Annotated in this window: 12 protein-coding genes; 1 reads left to right on the top strand and 11 read right to left on the bottom strand. The window is 61.4% G+C overall.

Annotated features, from left to right (window positions below; translation table 11 throughout):
- Window positions 1–49: 49 nt before the first annotated feature.
- The 5 genes from ACZ6WW_RS04330 to ACZ6WW_RS04310 all read right to left on the bottom strand — a co-directional run bounded on the left by ACZ6WW_RS04330 (window position 50) and on the right by ACZ6WW_RS04310 (window position 9146).
- A complete protein-coding gene (locus ACZ6WW_RS04330) occupies window positions 50–3151 on the bottom strand; it encodes a TonB-dependent receptor (protein ID WP_465273128.1) in 3102 nt (1033 codons plus the stop codon).
- Between the two features lie 291 nt (window positions 3152–3442).
- A complete protein-coding gene (locus ACZ6WW_RS04325; protein WP_465273127.1) occupies window positions 3443–6043 on the bottom strand; it encodes a protease pro-enzyme activation domain-containing protein in 2601 nt (866 codons plus the stop codon).
- 290 nt (window positions 6044–6333) lie between these two features.
- Window positions 6334–7347 carry a FecR family protein gene (locus ACZ6WW_RS04320; protein WP_465273126.1) on the bottom strand — a complete coding sequence of 338 codons (1014 nt, stop codon included), beginning with the start codon at window positions 7345–7347 and terminating at the stop codon, window positions 6334–6336.
- A gap of 2 nt (window positions 7348–7349) precedes the next feature.
- On the bottom strand, window positions 7350–7934 hold the full coding sequence (locus ACZ6WW_RS04315; protein WP_465273125.1) for an RNA polymerase sigma factor: 585 nt from the start codon (window positions 7932–7934) through the stop codon (window positions 7350–7352).
- Window positions 7935–8147: 213 nt separating this feature from the next.
- The gene (locus ACZ6WW_RS04310) at window positions 8148–9146 is read right to left on the bottom strand and encodes a GlxA family transcriptional regulator (RefSeq protein WP_465273124.1); all 999 of its coding nucleotides are present in this window, start codon (window positions 9144–9146) and stop codon (window positions 8148–8150) included.
- 92 nt (window positions 9147–9238) lie between these two features.
- Between ACZ6WW_RS04310 and ACZ6WW_RS04305 the strand changes: the two genes are divergently transcribed.
- Complete coding sequence (locus tag ACZ6WW_RS04305; RefSeq protein WP_465273123.1) at window positions 9239–10057, top strand: dienelactone hydrolase family protein; 819 nt, start codon at window positions 9239–9241, stop codon at window positions 10055–10057.
- Window positions 10058–10289: 232 nt separating this feature from the next.
- Here ACZ6WW_RS04305 and ACZ6WW_RS04300 read toward each other — a convergent pair whose 3' ends face one another.
- From ACZ6WW_RS04300 to ACZ6WW_RS04275, 6 genes are all read right to left on the bottom strand, one after another.
- The gene (locus ACZ6WW_RS04300; RefSeq protein WP_465273122.1) at window positions 10290–11276 is read right to left on the bottom strand and encodes a multidrug resistance efflux transporter family protein; all 987 of its coding nucleotides are present in this window, start codon (window positions 11274–11276) and stop codon (window positions 10290–10292) included.
- A 239-nt stretch (window positions 11277–11515) separates the two neighbouring features.
- On the bottom strand, window positions 11516–11683 hold the full coding sequence (locus ACZ6WW_RS04295; protein ID WP_465273121.1) for a hypothetical protein: 168 nt from the start codon (window positions 11681–11683) through the stop codon (window positions 11516–11518).
- Between the two features lie 98 nt (window positions 11684–11781).
- A complete protein-coding gene (locus ACZ6WW_RS04290) occupies window positions 11782–12609 on the bottom strand; it encodes a heme ABC transporter ATP-binding protein (protein ID WP_465273120.1) in 828 nt (275 codons plus the stop codon).
- Window positions 12606–13667 carry a FecCD family ABC transporter permease gene (locus tag ACZ6WW_RS04285; protein ID WP_465273119.1) on the bottom strand — a complete coding sequence of 354 codons (1062 nt, stop codon included), beginning with the start codon at window positions 13665–13667 and terminating at the stop codon, window positions 12606–12608. Before ACZ6WW_RS04285 ends, ACZ6WW_RS04290 begins: the two co-directional genes overlap by 4 nt.
- Complete coding sequence (locus ACZ6WW_RS04280; protein WP_465273118.1) at window positions 13664–14509, bottom strand: heme/hemin ABC transporter substrate-binding protein; 846 nt, start codon at window positions 14507–14509, stop codon at window positions 13664–13666. The genes ACZ6WW_RS04285 and ACZ6WW_RS04280 overlap by 4 nt, the downstream gene beginning before the upstream one ends.
- On the bottom strand, window positions 14502–15590 hold the full coding sequence (locus ACZ6WW_RS04275) for a hemin-degrading factor (protein WP_465273117.1): 1089 nt from the start codon (window positions 15588–15590) through the stop codon (window positions 14502–14504). Before ACZ6WW_RS04275 ends, ACZ6WW_RS04280 begins: the two co-directional genes overlap by 8 nt.
- Window positions 15591–15601: the final 11 nt, after the last annotated feature.

Here is a 15601-nt window from a genome sequence, read left to right as displayed (position 1 = left end):
ACGCGTGAAGCGGAGCTCATGACATGGAAAAGACAGGGCGTTTTCGCCGCTAATGGTTGCCTCGGGCAAACCGGTAGGTCGCCTGCAACAGGACCTCGCGCCCGTACACGTTGTAATCCTCGACGTCGAAATACGGATACGTCGTATCGCTGCGATCCTTGGGTGGCATCTTGTTGGCGATGTTGTTGACCAATAGCGATAACGACAGATCGTCGGTCGGTTCGTAGGCCAGCGTCCAGTTGAAAGTGATCCACGGATGCAGACGGCTGGCGCCGTTTGCGTTCGCTCCGCTGTTTTGTGCCTTGAAGTTCGGTGTCGCCCCGTAACGCCGCCCATACAAGGTGCTTTTCCAGCGATTGTCCACACTGACCCAACTCAGCGTGCCGTTGACGATGCTTTTGAATCCGGCGTTGTACAAGGGATTGGTCAACTCATCGATGGGGAGCTGCCCCGGAGCAAGTTGATAGTCGTGCTTGAGCATGTCGCTATAGGCCAGCTGTACGTCGAGCTTGCCCCAGGATGTAGGCGCGAATTGATAACGCCCCGTTGCCACCACCGAATCGACGACTTCGTTGGCAAGGTTGGCGTAGTAGGTCGTGATGCCGGTGATCGGCGGCGCCGCCAACATGCTCACGGCGTTGCGTAGAGCAGCGTTCAAGACGCCGCGCTGAACCTGGCCATCGACCGGATTGGTAATGGCCTGGCATTGTGCCGAATTGTTGTCGAGCTGGCCGAGCAGGCACTGGGCATCCTGCCGCACGAGAATATCGGTGTCCTGCGCAATCACCTCGTCCTTCACCGCCGTATGCAGATAATCCATGCTTAGGCTGAAACGCTCGATCGGCGACCATACCGCACCCGCGCTCCAGCTCTGCGCCGTCGTCGGCTGCAAGTTACGATTGGCGCGCGACTGCCCCATCACGTCGGTAGTAAATCGATCGCAGCTCTGGCTGCCGGCAAGCGCGCAGCGATAGTAATCGGTGACCTGGGTGTAATAGTTGGATGGCCCCAGATAGATGGCCGAGAGATCGGGCGCCTTGAATGCGGTGGTGTAGTTGCCACGCAACAACAGGCTATCGAACGGACGATATTCGACGCCAGCCTTGTAGGTGAATTTGCTATTGCTCGCCGCGTCGTCCGACGAGTAGTAATCGTAACGCCCCGAAAGATCGACGGTGAGTTGCCGGAACATCGGCAAGTTCAATTCGAACGCGGCGGCGCTATGCGAACGCCTGCCACCACCGCCGGTCGCGGCATGCTCGAAAATTTCATCATCGGCGAACAGTGGATTGACCGGCTCGTACCATGCCTCATTGCCACCCTCGGCCAACACGGCAAAGCCGGCATCGCCGCCGGGCAGAGGGAACAAGCGGGTATTGCTGATGGTGACACGCGTATCGTTGACCCAGGTTTTGCTGAATTCGCCAACGCCCTGGGTAAAGCTCGCATATTGCGCCGGTGTCAACGGCGCAAAAAATGCCGGGTAGTTGGGACGATACAAACCAAAACCCGTGTCAGGATCGACACCCACGGGATTGAGCAGGTTGTCAAAAAAACTGTCGACGCGCGAAGCGATACCCAGGCGCTCGACGATCTGGGTGCGGTCGCTTGAACGCAGGTAGTAAATATCCCAATCCCAATTCGATTCGCCGAATTGACCATTCGCGCCGATATCCGCCTGGTACATCAAGTCTTGCTGACGAACCATCTGGCCGGTGGCGCCGTGCGGCATTTCTTCCGGTGCATAGATCTTTTCCGGATACAGGATATGCCCGGTATCGGCATCCTCGATTGCACCACCCGGCAAGTCATCGGGAAACCAGCCGTCGACGCCGGTAAACCACTTCTGTTCCTGCCAATCGAGCAGCACGTCGCCATACAGACGCAACGTCGGGCTGACGTCGTATTTGAGCTTGAGCATGCCGTCGTAACTGCGGCTCTTGTTGCTGTAGGTCGTATAGCCATTCAAATCGGTCGAACCGCAATAATGACCTGCGTTGCCGTTGTGGCTCGCCAGCATATTGCTGCCACCGAACAGGTTGCCAGCACAGCCCGCCGGTGGATCGAGAAAACCCTGCGCACGACCGGTAAACGTATCGAGCGTACCGTAGTCGAGAATGCCCGCCTGCAGGCTGGCCGTGCTCGAACCGCTCGGGTTGGCGCGCGTGCCCGAGGTCAAGGCACGTTGATAGCCCCAGATCGGTAGGCTGTTGTCGAACTCGAACATGGCCAGCACGTCGAGCTTGTCGAAATCATGGCCATAGCCGAAGGAGACCCGCTGGCTCGCACCGCCACCGCCGGTATAGCCACCAGTGCGTACCGATACTTCCGCGCCGTCGATATGCTGCCGCGTGATGATATTGATCACGCCGGCAACCGCCTGCGATCCATAGATCGACGATGCGCCACCGGGCATGACATCGATGCGTTCGACCATCGAGATAGGGATATTCGAAATACTGGTGAAGTTGTTGGTGCCGTCGTATAGACGGCCAAAACTCGCGATCGGCTTGCCATCGATCAGGATGGAGGTGAAACCGGGACCGAAGCCGTTCAAGCTGACCGCTTGCGCACCCTGCGTGAATGAGCCCGAAGTTTGCGGACCTTGTACGGAACCGGTCGCCAGAACAATGTTCTGCAACGCTTCGGCGACGCTGTTGAAGCCGCGCGCGCTGATCGCTTCGGCGCTCATGCTGTAGGTTGGCGTTGCAGTCTGGATCTGCGCGTTGTTGATCAGCGACCCGCTGACATTGAACGCCTCAAGCGTGCGCGGCGCTTCCTGCTTGACGACTTCGGCCTTGGCCGGCGGCAGATTGTGGTGCGGCGCGGATGCGAACTGCAGCACAATGGTGGATTCGTTGACCGCTTTCCAGCTCAAGCCGGTACCGACCAGCAGTTGCCTCAATGCGTCATCGGTCGTCAGACGGCCCGAGATACCTTGCGTGGTCTTGCCGGCTACCAGTTCGGGCGAATAGACGATTTCTACATCGCTTTGCGCGGCCAACGTGTCCAGCGCACCGCGCAGACTGCTGGGGGCAATCGTGTAAATGCGGGTTTGCGTGGACGCGGCATATCCCGCCGAGGGGACGCCCAGCATCAGGGCGTAGCTCAAGGCGATCGGGAGGGCACGCAGACCGTTTATAACGCGCATAGCACCATGGCACGACAAGCGGCGGAGCCTGCCGGATAGCCGTAGCCAACAATGCATGGGATTGCTTGCGCGTTCACCAACCTATGCCATGACTTGAGTCGAAACAACCCAAGTAGAGCATGGACTCAGGGGCAAAAACAGCGGCCGACTCACGTCCGCCCTACCCCATACCAGATAATCCAGGGCGAATGGCGCGGACCCATAAAAAAGCCCGGCCAATCGGGGCCGGGCTTAAATCCATCCTTGGCCGGCACGCATCCCTGTGCGCCGGCGGCATTCAAGCCATCCTAATTACTGAACCGTCAGGGTGACATCGTCCAGAACGAACGAGGTCTGCGCCGACGAATCTTCCTTACCGGTGAACTTGATGGTCACGGTCTGACCGATGTACGGGGTCAGATTGGCCGTGTGCACCGTGTAGCCGGAGGCGGCATTGAGGTTCGAGAACGTGGCCAGGGTGGCCAGCACCGTGCCCGAGCTGTTCAACACCTGCACCGTGAGCTTGTCGTACTGGGTCGACGTGGTGGTCTCGGCCGTGTCGATGTGCAGGTAGTAGGACAGCGTGGCCGAGGTCTTACCGCTCGGAATCGCAACACTCTGCGAAGCCGTATCGGTGTGGGTCGAGCCATAACCGTCCAGCCACAGGAAGCCGGTACCGCCATGAGCCGTTTCACCCGAGCAGGTGCTGTTGGTGCAATACGCACCCGAGCTCACCGTCCAGGGCGAAGCCGAGCTCTCGAAACCGCTGTTGGTCAACAGCTGCGTCGAACCGCCACTGCCCGAGCTGGTCACCGTGACCGAACCGGTCTTGGTGTTGGTCGCACCGGTGCTGTCGGTCACCTTCAGCGTGACCGTATAGGTGCCGGCCGCCGTATAGGTATGGCTGGGGCTGGCTACCGTCGAGGTGCCGCCATCGCCGAAGGTCCAGGCGTACGAGGTGATCGTGCCGCCGGTATCGGTCGAGGTGTTGGTGAAGGTCGCGGTCAGGCCGCTGGTGGTATCGGAGAAGTTCGCCACCGGGCTACCCGGGGGCGGCGTGCTGCCGCCACCGAAGTACTGGGTCACATAGGCGTTGAACTTGGTGATATCCAGGCTGCCCCAACCGGTGGTGTTGTCGAAGCCGGCAGCCGCGTTGTAGCCGTGGCTCTGGTAACCGTTGTTACCCGAGGTCACGTCGTGCAGCGGGGTGCTGTCGTTGACGAAGTTGGTGTACATGTCCTGCGCCGGCAGACCCAACGTGTTGTTGTTGGCCGACTGAATACGCGCCCAGATACCGACGAAGATCGGCGAGGCCAGGCTGGTACCGCCGTACTGCTGGCCGGACTGGCCGTTGGCGACGATGATGGCACCGGTGGCGGACGCCGCATCGAACGCGAGGTCAGGCACCTGGCGCTTGGTCACCGACGAACCGAGCGCGGCGGTCTGCCAGGCCGGTGCGTTTTCGAACAAGCTCACGCCGCCGCCGGTGGCCCACAGGCGCTCGTTCGAGCTGGCGCTGGAGGTGATGTGTGCCAAGCCTTCGTTCCACACCGTTTCGCCAGCCCACACGGTGGTGCCGGTGGTGGAGAGGGTGGTGCCGCCCACGGCGATGACGTTCGGCGAGGTCGCCGGCTCGCTCACGCTGTAATGAGTCAGGTCGATCTTGACCGTGCCGCTGGAGTTGGCGATGTAGCCCGGCGAGCCGGTCGAGGCATCGGTCGACCACTGGTACACGCCCGCATCGCCCGAAGCGATCGAGAACGTCTGGCCCTGTGCAGCGGCCTGGGCAAATACCTGGTCGTCGGCAGCCTGGGTGCCCCCATTGTGCGCGGCGGTTTCGTCCGAACCCAGCGACACGTTGATGACCTTGGCGACGTTGTCGGTCACGGCCTTGTTGAACGCAGCGGTGATGTTGGCATCGGTCAGGCCGCTGTCGTTGCTGTCGCCGTTGATGGCCGCGTAGAAGATCAGCTGCTTGACGCCACCGGAGGTACCGATGATGTCCTGGCTGTCCAGGGCCCATTCGCCGTCATCGCCGTCGTTGGCGAGCGTACCGGTGCTGCCCTTGACGGTCAGCGTGTTGACGGTCGGCAGGCTGTGGGCCGTGGTGAAGGTCTTCAGGTCGGCGATGGTCTGGGTCATGTCGCCCCAGGTAATGATGCCGACGGTGGTATTGGAAGCCGTCGGCGTACTGCCGGCGTTGTAGATCTGCGCGAAGTCAGTCGGCTGGTGACCCACCTGGCCGGCAGCGGCGAAGGTCTTGATCTGGTCAGGGCTCAAGCGATGCGACATCACATGCGGCTTGTTGACGTCCTGCAGACCGAGCACGCCCTGCACGATGCCACCGAGCGACTGCGGAACCTGCACATCGGTGTCATTGGCGAAATGCTGCTCGCCCTTGAACTGGAAGGTCTTCAGGCTGGTGTTGAAGGCGGCGCTCGCGCTCAGCGGCGTGCCGTCGGCTTCGATCAGCGTGCTATTGGGCGACACCACAATGTTGGTGAAGCCGTTCTTCTGCAGATGCGCCACGACGGCCTGCACCTGTGCATCGGTCGGCGCGTACTTGGCCTTGAACTGCGCCGGCGTCAGGAACTTGTGATAGCTGGGGCTGCCCGGCAGGTTCACTTCCTGCAGGAAGCTCTGCAGCTGGTCGGCGTTACGGTGGTTCAAGCTGACAATCACGTGCAACTGCTTGCTCGCTTCCAGCGGCATGATCTGCGTGGCATCGACGGTCGGGTGACCCGTCATGACCAGCGTGGATACCTTGGTGCTGCTGTTGTTCTGCAAGCTGGCGTGCGTGTTCGTGCCGACCCACGACTCGGCGGCATGCGCCGACATCGTGAACATGGCCAACGACAGCGCCGCCGGCAACAGTGCCTTGCGATACCCCGACATACGAAGACTGCTCGACATCAGTGAACTCCCATTTGGATTTTTTGAGACGAACGAGACCAATGCGGCCTATGTTGGCCACATGCCTCGATCGCTTTTTTTGTCGCGTTAGTGCGACCCCTCCACCGCAAAAAACTATCCAGCGACTCCCTGGAACCCTTACGCCAATGTCCCCCTGCCCTCCGTTGCCATTGGCGCACTCAGCGTCACATGAGGATAAGACGGACGGGAAAACCAAACGCCTACCTTGGATTAAAAAACAAAAGCGGCCGATGGCCGCTTTGGTTGAAAAATGAGAATTGCGGCAGGTTTTATCGCGTACTGCGCAATATGACCTGGCCCGATTTACTGCGATCGGCACGGATCTGCCAACCGGCCTGCAGGGCGAGAATCAAATTCTCCTGATCGCCCGTACGGAATGCCCCGCTGACTCGCAGGTCCCGCAATGACGGGTCGCCAATGCTCAATTGCGTGGCGCTATAACGATTCATTTCCGCTAGCAGATCCGGCAGGCGCCAGTCATGCGCGAACAGCTTGCCCTGCGTCCAGCCCTTGGCCAGCTCGGTATCGGCCGGCTTCACGGTATCGATACGCCCCGAACGGTCGAACGCGACCTGCTGCCCCGCCAACAGGGACACGGTTTGCGGCGAGGCGTTGGGTGCCTGCGTGGCCACGTCGACCTTGCCCTTGAGCAGGATCACACCGGTCGTGTCGCCATCGATACGCACCTGAAACTGCGTGCCCACCGCCGTTACCGTACCGTGCTCGGCGTGCACCACGAACGGCCACGCCTTGTTGCCCTGCACCTGGAACTGCGCCTGGCCATGTAACAGATCGATGCGCCGCGCCTGGGTGCCATAGCGCTCGACAATCTCGGTGTCGGTATTGAGCAGGATGACCGAGCCATCGCTCAACTGCACCGTCCGCTGCTGTCCGGCGAGGGCGGTGTAGTGGGTCCCGGCCGGCTCGGGCGGAGCCGAGAAGCGGGGTATGGCGACCAGGGCCAGCACGATGGCAAAGCTCAAGCCTACCGCCGGAAACAGCCAGCGGCGGCCCGCAAACCAGGATTCGGAGGGCGTGCGGTGCAACGCCCGGCGGGCGGCGGCGGCCACCGCGGCGTCCTGGACGGCGTCACCGCTTTGCTTCCACAGGTATTCCACTTCCCGATAGGCCGCGGCATGGGCCGGGTCGGCCGCGCGCCAGCGCTCAAAATCCGCGCGCAAGCCGTCAGGACAGTCCTCTTCCAAAAGGCGCACGAACCAGCGCTCGGCCTCGTCCTGCGAGCCCGTCGAGGGATGCTGGTCGTCGGAAATTCTTTCTTCCATGTTCACTCAAACGTGCGTGCCGAGGAATCGCCTACCTTGCGCTTCAACAGGACTAGCGCGGTAGCGAGGTGCTTTTCGACCATTTTGACCGAAATACCGCAGCGATCGGCAATTTGCGCACGGCTCAGGCCATGCACACGTTTGAGCAGATAAACCCGTTGGCACTTGGGCGGCAGCTCCAGGATGGCCTGGCTCAACCGCGCCACCTGTTGCTGGTAGGCCACGCGCTCTTCCGGCGAATGCTCGGTATCGGCGATATCCTGGCCATCCAGCGTGACATGGTCTTTGCTGTAATGCGTCAAAGAAACCCGGAACTGGTCATGCGCCACGTTGACCGCGATCCGGTAGAGCAACTGCTTCCAGGCCGAGGACGGCTCGGACTCGCGGTAGCGCAGCAGCTTGGTCATGCTTTCCTGTGCGGCGTCTTCGGCGTCCTGCTCGCTGGCCGTGCGGCGCCGCAAAAAAGTCACCAGGTTGCGGTAATGCTCGCGCAGGAAGGCATCGAAGCCGTGGGCATTCGTGCGCGGCTCGGCGGCCGCCAACTGTGGCAACCGGAGATTCGGCGCGCTGTCACCCTTGTTGGTCATGCTTCGAACAACACCTCACGTGGTATCCCCTAGCCGCCGCATCATGGCACAAAAAGACAATGGCCCGGCAAGCACCGTGGCGCACCCGGCAGAGATTTGTTTAAAACAATGCGTGATATCGATATACGGCCATTCGATTCACACTGATTAACTCGATCCAAATATCCGGAGCGCCTGAGATAATCCCCACGGCCATAAAGACTGACTCACGGCCTATTCACGCCTGGCTTTTTGCTTGTGGTCGAATACCACCGGCCTGAATTGTCTTGGTGTTGCCTGGGTCATTTTCCGCATAAGGCGCCGCAGCGCAGTGGCGTCGGCGTAGCCGACCTGTTCGGCAACCTGTTCGACCGACAAATGACTGGTCTCCAGGAGCATGCGTGCGCGATGGATGCGCACACTCTGCAGCAGCGCGGATACGCTGCGCCCAGTCGATTCCTTTACGTGACGGGAAAGCGTTCGACTGGACATGTGCAACTCCGCAGCGAGCGCCTCCACGCTGGGCGGGTTCGGCAGCCCCGCCTCAAAGCGCGCGACCAGCCTGCCCGCAAGGTCGTTGCCATGGGCAAGTACCGCTGGCACGATGTACTGCGCCTGGGACTGTCGCCCGTCGATAAGCATTGCGCGCGACACCGCATCGGCGAGCGATGGATTGAATCTCGTACGAAGCAGATGAAACATGAGATCGATGTGTGCAAAGGCCGAGCCGGCGGTAACGATCGTCCCATCGGCGACGACCATCTGATCGACATCGACCATGCAACGCGGCTCCAGCTGTTGCAGCAGACTGCCAAGCCACCAGGTCGTCGTTACCCTTTTGCCCGTCAACAGGTCTGCTTCACGCAAGAGGAAGACGGCAGAACATGACGCCGCAATGGTCCCACCGGCGTTGGCCTGAGCTCGCAACGCCTTGATCGCCGGTGCGACTTGCGGAGCCAGGAATCTGCCAAGCACCGCATCAGCATCATTGAGGCCAAGGCCGGGCACCAACCAGATCGAACTATCCGGCCGTGGCCTCTTCGGTAAAACGGCTGCGTCGACCCTGAGGCCGTTGCTGAGCACGACTGTCTTTTCCGTCGAGTAGACGCGCCATCGAGGAGCGGCGCAACCGGCACGATTCGCGAGCGCCGCCGCGCTCGACAGGATATCCAGGGTCGCTCCCACGCCAGAAGCAAAGGCGCCAGGGAGCACAAGTATCGTGAAATCGAACATTGGCTGATTTAGCTTGAAAAGAGTCATACCGGACACTGCCAGCAGACGCCTTTTACCGGTCAAATGCAAGCCCCTGACCAAGGTAGAAAGCCATGCAGACGCGACCGTTGGATGCCTACGATCCGCTCGAAGATTTCACGCCACGCAAGATCACGCTCAATGACATCACCAAGATGGTCCACGTTTCGGGCAACGGGCCGGCCGTGATCGTCATTCCGGAAGTACCGGGTATCAGCCCGCACGTCGCGAGATTCGCACGCTGGGTACGCGAAGCAGGATTCACCGTCTACATGCCGTCGCTCTATGGTCGCGATGGCGAGCCGATCGATCTGGATGTCGGCCAAGCCATCTTCAAGCGTCTTTGCGTAAGCGCGGAGTTCAGGGCATTTGGTGCCGGCGGCTCCAGCCCGGTAACCCGATGGCTTCGGGCCTTGGCGAACCTGGCGCATGGCGAGTGCGGCGGACGTGGTGTGGGCGCGATCGGCATGTGCTTTTCCGGCAACTTTGCGCTCAGCATGATGCTTGAGCCTTCGATGCTGGCGCCGGTTCTGTCGCAGCCGGCACTGCCGCTGGACGATGCCGGAGGCCTGGAAATTGCTCCTGACGAACTGAAAGCCGTGAAGGCGCGCCTGGACAAGGAAGATCTCACCGTGATGGCCTATCGCTTCGAGGGAGATCGTTTCTGCAAGGCACAGCGCTTCGCTGCTTACCAGGAAGCCTTGGGCGATCGTTTTATCGGCCGCGTGTTACCCGATAGCGCAGCTAACAGGGACGTGCCAGCCTTTTTCGAAAAGGTGGTGCAGACACCGCACAACGTCGTAACGGTTCACCTCATCGACAAGGAAGGCGAACCCACCCGCAAGGCGCGCGATGAAATTCTCGCGTTCTTTGTGCAGCGGCTGGCCAGCTAATTTTTTGCAGGATCAGGATCAGCCACGCCAGACAGCTTCGTTACTATCTGCCGCCGCTGAAGGAGCCTCGAATAACCTCAGTTTTCATCGTCGTCCCGGCGAAGGCCGGGGCCCAGCGTCTTCACCATGTTGAAGCGTAAGACACTGGGTCCCGGCCTTCGCCGGGACGACGGATAGGAAAGGATTTTGGAGATTCCCCGAAGTCGATCTCACAAAGATTACCCTGCCGAAATCAGGCCCCGCGATCACTACGCAACTCGCGCACCTCGCGATCGTGCCCGGCGGCATCGCGGCCACTTATCCAACTGAACAGGGCAATGCCGACAATAATCGCGACGGCGCCGATCGCCGAGTAACCATGCGGCCACGCTTCGTGGAGAAACGTCGCACCGATCACCGTGGCAAACAGCAGCTCGGCTGCCTGCATCGCTTCGACCGCAGCCAACGCGGTGGGCTCGCTGCGTACTTTGTCGGTAGCCCCGAAGAACAATACCGTGGCGATCACGCCCGAAGACAAGGCCACACCACCAGCCAGTGCGATTTCACGCCATGTCGGCGGCCCGATGGTGAGCCACGCAACAACCGTGAACAGCAACCATAACGGCCAGCTGCATAACGTCATGCCAAAGACGCGCTGCACCGCATTGAGCCGCGTGCCGGTTCGTTCCAGATGCAATAGCAGCATGCGATTGCCCAGGGGATACGCAAAAGCCGATAGCACGACAGCGGCAATAGCGAGCCAGTCGCTCGCGCTCAGCGCACCACCGGCATAACCCCATTGCAACGCAAACACGCCAGCCACGATCAGGGCGCCAATCGCCAGACTGGACCAGGCCAGGCGACGTCGTTCGTCACGATAAATAAAAGGCGCGAGCAAGGGACCGGCAAGCACCGTGGTCTGGAAGCTGCCTGCCACAAGCCACGATGGCCCGCTATTGGCGGCCCAGGTCAGCGGTATGCCGAACAGCACGAAACCGATCGAGCTCCACAGCAGCCATGAGCGCGGGTGGCGCTTCAATTCTTTCGGCAAATCGCCCATGCCGCCCTGCCAGGGTACGACCAGGGCAAGCAGCGGCAGCGTAATGAGATAGCGCAGGATCACCGCCCACGCCCAATGACCGCCGCCAGCCACCAGGCTGCGGTTGAGTACGTAGGTCATGGTGAAGAACAGAGCCGCGCATAACGCGAGCCCTATGGCGGCAAGAGCGTTGCTGCGCATCGGTGACTGCTATCCGTAACTGGGGGGACTGGAGATTCAGTGTGCCGAAGCTTCGCGTTTTTTTATACCGCCTATGCAGGCTCGCTTCGCATCGCTTCTTGCTTCCCTCTCACTCCAACCCTCTCCCCCGGCAGAGCCAGGGGAGAGGGAGCAGATAGAGGCAAGTTTGGATCTTGCGCGCTTTTTGGCTCCCTGCCCCCTGGCTTCGCCGGGGGAGAGGGCTGGGGTGAGGGGGGCTTTTAGCGCGGCACGCGCAACGCGGAGTCGCGCAAGGCAGCCTCGTGCTGCACCTCATCGAGCGCAGCCGTCTCGATCGTGTCGAGCACATTGTGCGAGGTATGCGGGGTAGTCGGCGGCACGGCCTCGGTAGGGCCGGACTTGTTGAGATCAGTGTTGCCGTTGCTCATGTTCAACTCCTTGATATCCCGACCATTCTACCCCTGCCGCAGCACAAAAACTGGTCTGCACCTCAAAGCCCGGCACCAAGCCGTTTCCGAATAACTGGTCAGGCCGGATGGATCAACCAGCCATGCATATCGGCCACTTCGGAGCGACGCAGCGGCAAGCCATAGATCCGGGACAGTGCCGCCGAATCAAGCGCATCTTCCGGTTTGCCATGACGCACGAGTTGCCCCTGTGCCAGCAAGGCAACATCGTCGGCGTAGCGCGCAGCAAGATTGAGATCGTGCAGCACGGCGATGACACCGTAACCACGCTGCGCCAACCGCCTCGCGTGACCGAGCACCAGATGTTGATGCGCTATGTCCAGGCTGGCTTCGGGTTCGTCCAGCAGCAGCCACGCCGGCGCAGCAGACGGTTCGCTTACCTGCGCCAGCACACGCGCCAGCTGCACGCGTTGCTGCTCGCCGCCGGAAAGTTCAAGGTAATTGCGTTCGCGCAGATGACTGGCCTGCACCGCGCCTAATGCAGCATCCACCAGATGGCAATCCATCGCACCCGTCTTTTCACCGAAAGGACTGCGCCCGATCATCACCACTTCGTCGACGCGAAATCCAAAACCGAGCTGCACCTTCTGCGACAACATCGCACGCCGCCGCGCCAGGATTTGCGCGGGCCATTCCTGCAACGAGCGACCGTCGAGAGTCACTTCGCCCAATGACGGCCGACGCAAACCCGCCATGACGCTTAGCAGGCTGCTTTTGCCTGCGCCATTAGGGCCGACCAGAGCAAGCAGGCGACCGGGGCGCGCCTTGAGATGAACATCGTGCAATACACGCCGGCCGCCGATCGAAAGATGCACGCCGCGCACGGCGATCACCCCACTGCCCTGCTCGGTCGCTTCGTTGGCGCCCCAATCCCATGGCATGTTCATGCCTGTGCCTCGCCGATACGCGTGCGCATCAATAGCCAAAGGAAGAAAGGGCCACCAAGCAACGCGGTCAGCACGCCGATCGGCAACTCCGCCGGCACGACCACGATGCGTGCCACCGCATCGGCAGCAATCAGCAGACTGGCTCCGGCCAGCGCCGATCCCGGCATCAGCAGCCGATGATCGGGGCCCCAGATCAACCGCAACACATGCGGCACCAGCAGGCCGACGAAACCGATCACACCACACATCGCAACCGCCGCACTGGTTGCCAGCGCCACCAGAACGATCAGGCGTACACGTACACGTTGCGGATGAAAGCCGAGCAATGCCGCTTCGGTCTCGCCCAACAGCAACGCGTTCAAGGCACGGGCATAACGTGGCAACCACAACACCGGCAACAGCATCGGCAAGGCGACCGCGGCCAGACGTCGCCAATCCGTGCCGCCCAGGCTGCCCAGGGTCCAGAAGCTCAGATCGCGCAACTGCCGCTCGTTAGCCATGAAGGTCAGCAAACCCACGCCGGCCATCGCAATGGCATTGATGGCCACACCCGCGAGCAACAAGGTAGCCATGCCGGCACGACGACGCCCCAGCACATAAACCAGCATGGTCGCGGTGAGGCCACCCATGAAAGCCATGGCGGCCACACTCAGCGAGCCTGCAAACGCAGGCAAGATCGTCAGCAGTGGTGTGCCGAGCACCATCATGCCGATCGCACCCAGCGCCGCTCCCGCCGACACACCGATCAATCCCGGTTCGACCAGGGGATTGCGAAATAAACCCTGCATGGCCGCGCCGCTACACGCCAGCGACGCGCCGACCAGGGCTGCCATCAATACGCGTGGCAGGCGCAGCATCAGGACAATCTGATCGTCGCCTTGCGACGCACTGCCATTGACGCCGCGCATCAAGGCGCCAAGCACCTCCGATGCCGATATGCGGATCGCGCCGGCGCCAAGGCCGATCACCGCCGTAACAAGCAACAGCAGACTCAGAGCCGGCAAGGCGAGCGCCCGGCCGCGGTCCACACGCAGATGCGGCAACGCCACGCTGCTCATCGGCTCAGCGCAGCCAGCTCGCGTTGCAGCACGAGTTCCTGTTCCGCATTACGAGGACCGAAACCGAGCAGCGCCTGGCCATCGACCAGGATGATCCGGCGTGCCTTGCCTGCCGGCGTCAACGCAACGCCCGGAAGTTTCAGGACTCCCTCGACGCCTCCGAGCACATCGGCACGCTCGCGCATCAGCACGATTACGTCAGGTGCCAAAGCAGCCATCGCCTCGGCAGAGACCGGCTTGTAACCGGTATAGCCATCGACGGCATTCACGCCGCCGGCCAGCGCAATAGCATGCGTGGCTGCGGTGTCATGGCCGGCCAATAGAGGACTGCCGCCACCGGCGGACATCATGAAGATCGCGCGCGGATGCCTGGGCATGCCAGCCACCGCCCTGGCCAGTTCGCGGTATTGCGCCTGAATCTTATCGGCCAGCTGATTCGCCGCACCGTCCTTGCCAAGCAGGTGCCCAATGCTGCGCACCTTTGCGACCACCTCATCGGGCGTATAGGTCACGGGCAGGGTTTCGATGCGTACGCCTGCACTGCGCAACTGCGCAAGCACCGGCGGCGGACCGGCATCGTGCGTCGCGATGATCAGCTCCGGGCGCAGGGACAGCACACCCTCGGCAGCCAACTGGCGTACATAACCAACGTCGGGAAGCGTCCGCGTTGCCGCCGGCCATTCGCTGGTGCTGTCCACACCGACCAGCGACGACTGCGCATCGAGCGCATAGATCGTTTCGGTGATATCGCCACCGAGCGACACGATGCGCCCGGGCGAAGCGGCGGATGCGAGACCCGGCAAGGCAACGGCGAACGCAAGCAAAAGCGATGGCTTAAACATGCTCTTCCTCCGTGGCAGGCAGACCGTCGGCCAGTTCGCGCCATTCGGCCAGCTCCGGCACGCCGGGCTTGCGCTTGCCGAACAGTTGCACGATCTGTCCACCCCGGGCGTCATATAGCTCCAGCGATGTCACCGCGCCTTCAGGCGAAGGCTTTTTGACGACCCAGCTTTCGACGATGTGATCCTCACGCAGGTGCAGGTTGAAGTCTTCGTCGAGCACGTTGAGCCACGGCCCCATCGGCTTGATGTTGTGCACGGTTCCGGTATGGATCTGCACGACACCCGGCGAACCGACGAACACCATGATCGGCAAACCACTGGCAGCCGCGGTTTCGAGCGCATGGCGAATCGATGCATTGACCACGGGACGCGCAAACTCCGGGCCAACCAGGCGCAAGGCCTGCGTGCGTGTCACCTTGTGCTTTTTCAGCAACGCAAAGAAATCGTGCGGATCACGCATCGCTCGCCACGCACTGCGCAGCGAAGCGATATCGACCTCCGTATCGTCGAGCAACAGCGGTAGCGGTTCCGCGACCGCCTGCCGGTCCAACAACGGCGACTGCACACCCGCGGCGAAGCGGCCGACCAGACCGCTCCATGCTTCGCGATGGCTTTGATCGGTCAGATAAATCTTATGCACGGCGCAACCGTCGGCATCGAAGAACTGCAGGCTCTGCAGCCAACGTCCACGCGACTCCTCGCGCACGGCAAAGCCGTATATCCAGTGCTTCAAGAACAAGCGCAGATCGATCGCTTCGTCGAGCACCACGCCCATCGACGCGCCGATATCGATATGTCCGAACGTGCCTTTTTTCTCATGCACGCAACTGTCGTTGCGCGTGAGCACCATCACGTGGCCGAGTTCCGGCAGCGCAAGAATCAGCTCCTTCCATGGCCCTTCTAGACGGGTGACACCATCGCCGCAGCGAATGGCGACCAGCTCCGCTTCGCTCACGCCCAGACGCTCGGCCAGATCGCGTGCGCGCAGGTTCGGCTCCAGTTCGCGCAAGCGCATCCATTCGTCGCGGAGTTTCGGCGGCGGCATGGCGCCCGATGAGGTATTGCTGGATGCATTCAACATATCGACGATCC

Source organism: Dyella sp. NPDC103356, assembly GCF_055584465.1.
The sequence above is the reverse complement of the archived record's forward strand: the minus strand, read 5'-3'. Positions and strand labels throughout refer to the sequence as shown.

Coding starts and splice junctions, on each gene's coding strand:
- ACZ6WW_RS04320 (WP_465273126.1), bottom strand. CDS start 7,347: ATGGAAGAAAGAATTTCCGACGACCAGCATCCCTCGACGGGCTCGCAG.
- ACZ6WW_RS04295 (WP_465273121.1), bottom strand. CDS start 11,683: ATGAGCAACGGCAACACTGATCTCAACAAGTCCGGCCCTACCGAGGCC.
- ACZ6WW_RS04300 (WP_465273122.1), bottom strand. CDS start 11,276: ATGCGCAGCAACGCTCTTGCCGCCATAGGGCTCGCGTTATGCGCGGCT.
- ACZ6WW_RS04310 (WP_465273124.1), bottom strand. CDS start 9,146: ATGTTCGATTTCACGATACTTGTGCTCCCTGGCGCCTTTGCTTCTGGC.
- ACZ6WW_RS04290 (WP_465273120.1), bottom strand. CDS start 12,609: ATGAACATGCCATGGGATTGGGGCGCCAACGAAGCGACCGAGCAGGGC.
- ACZ6WW_RS04285 (WP_465273119.1), bottom strand. CDS start 13,667: ATGAGCAGCGTGGCGTTGCCGCATCTGCGTGTGGACCGCGGCCGGGCG.
- ACZ6WW_RS04315 (WP_465273125.1), bottom strand. CDS start 7,934: ATGACCAACAAGGGTGACAGCGCGCCGAATCTCCGGTTGCCACAGTTG.
- ACZ6WW_RS04280 (WP_465273118.1), bottom strand. CDS start 14,509: ATGTTTAAGCCATCGCTTTTGCTTGCGTTCGCCGTTGCCTTGCCGGGT.
- ACZ6WW_RS04325 (WP_465273127.1), bottom strand. CDS start 6,043: ATGTCGAGCAGTCTTCGTATGTCGGGGTATCGCAAGGCACTGTTGCCG.
- ACZ6WW_RS04330 (WP_465273128.1), bottom strand. CDS start 3,151: ATGCGCGTTATAAACGGTCTGCGTGCCCTCCCGATCGCCTTGAGCTAC.
- ACZ6WW_RS04275 (WP_465273117.1), bottom strand. CDS start 15,590: ATGTTGAATGCATCCAGCAATACCTCATCGGGCGCCATGCCGCCGCCG.
- ACZ6WW_RS04305 (WP_465273123.1), top strand. CDS start 9,239: ATGCAGACGCGACCGTTGGATGCCTACGATCCGCTCGAAGATTTCACG.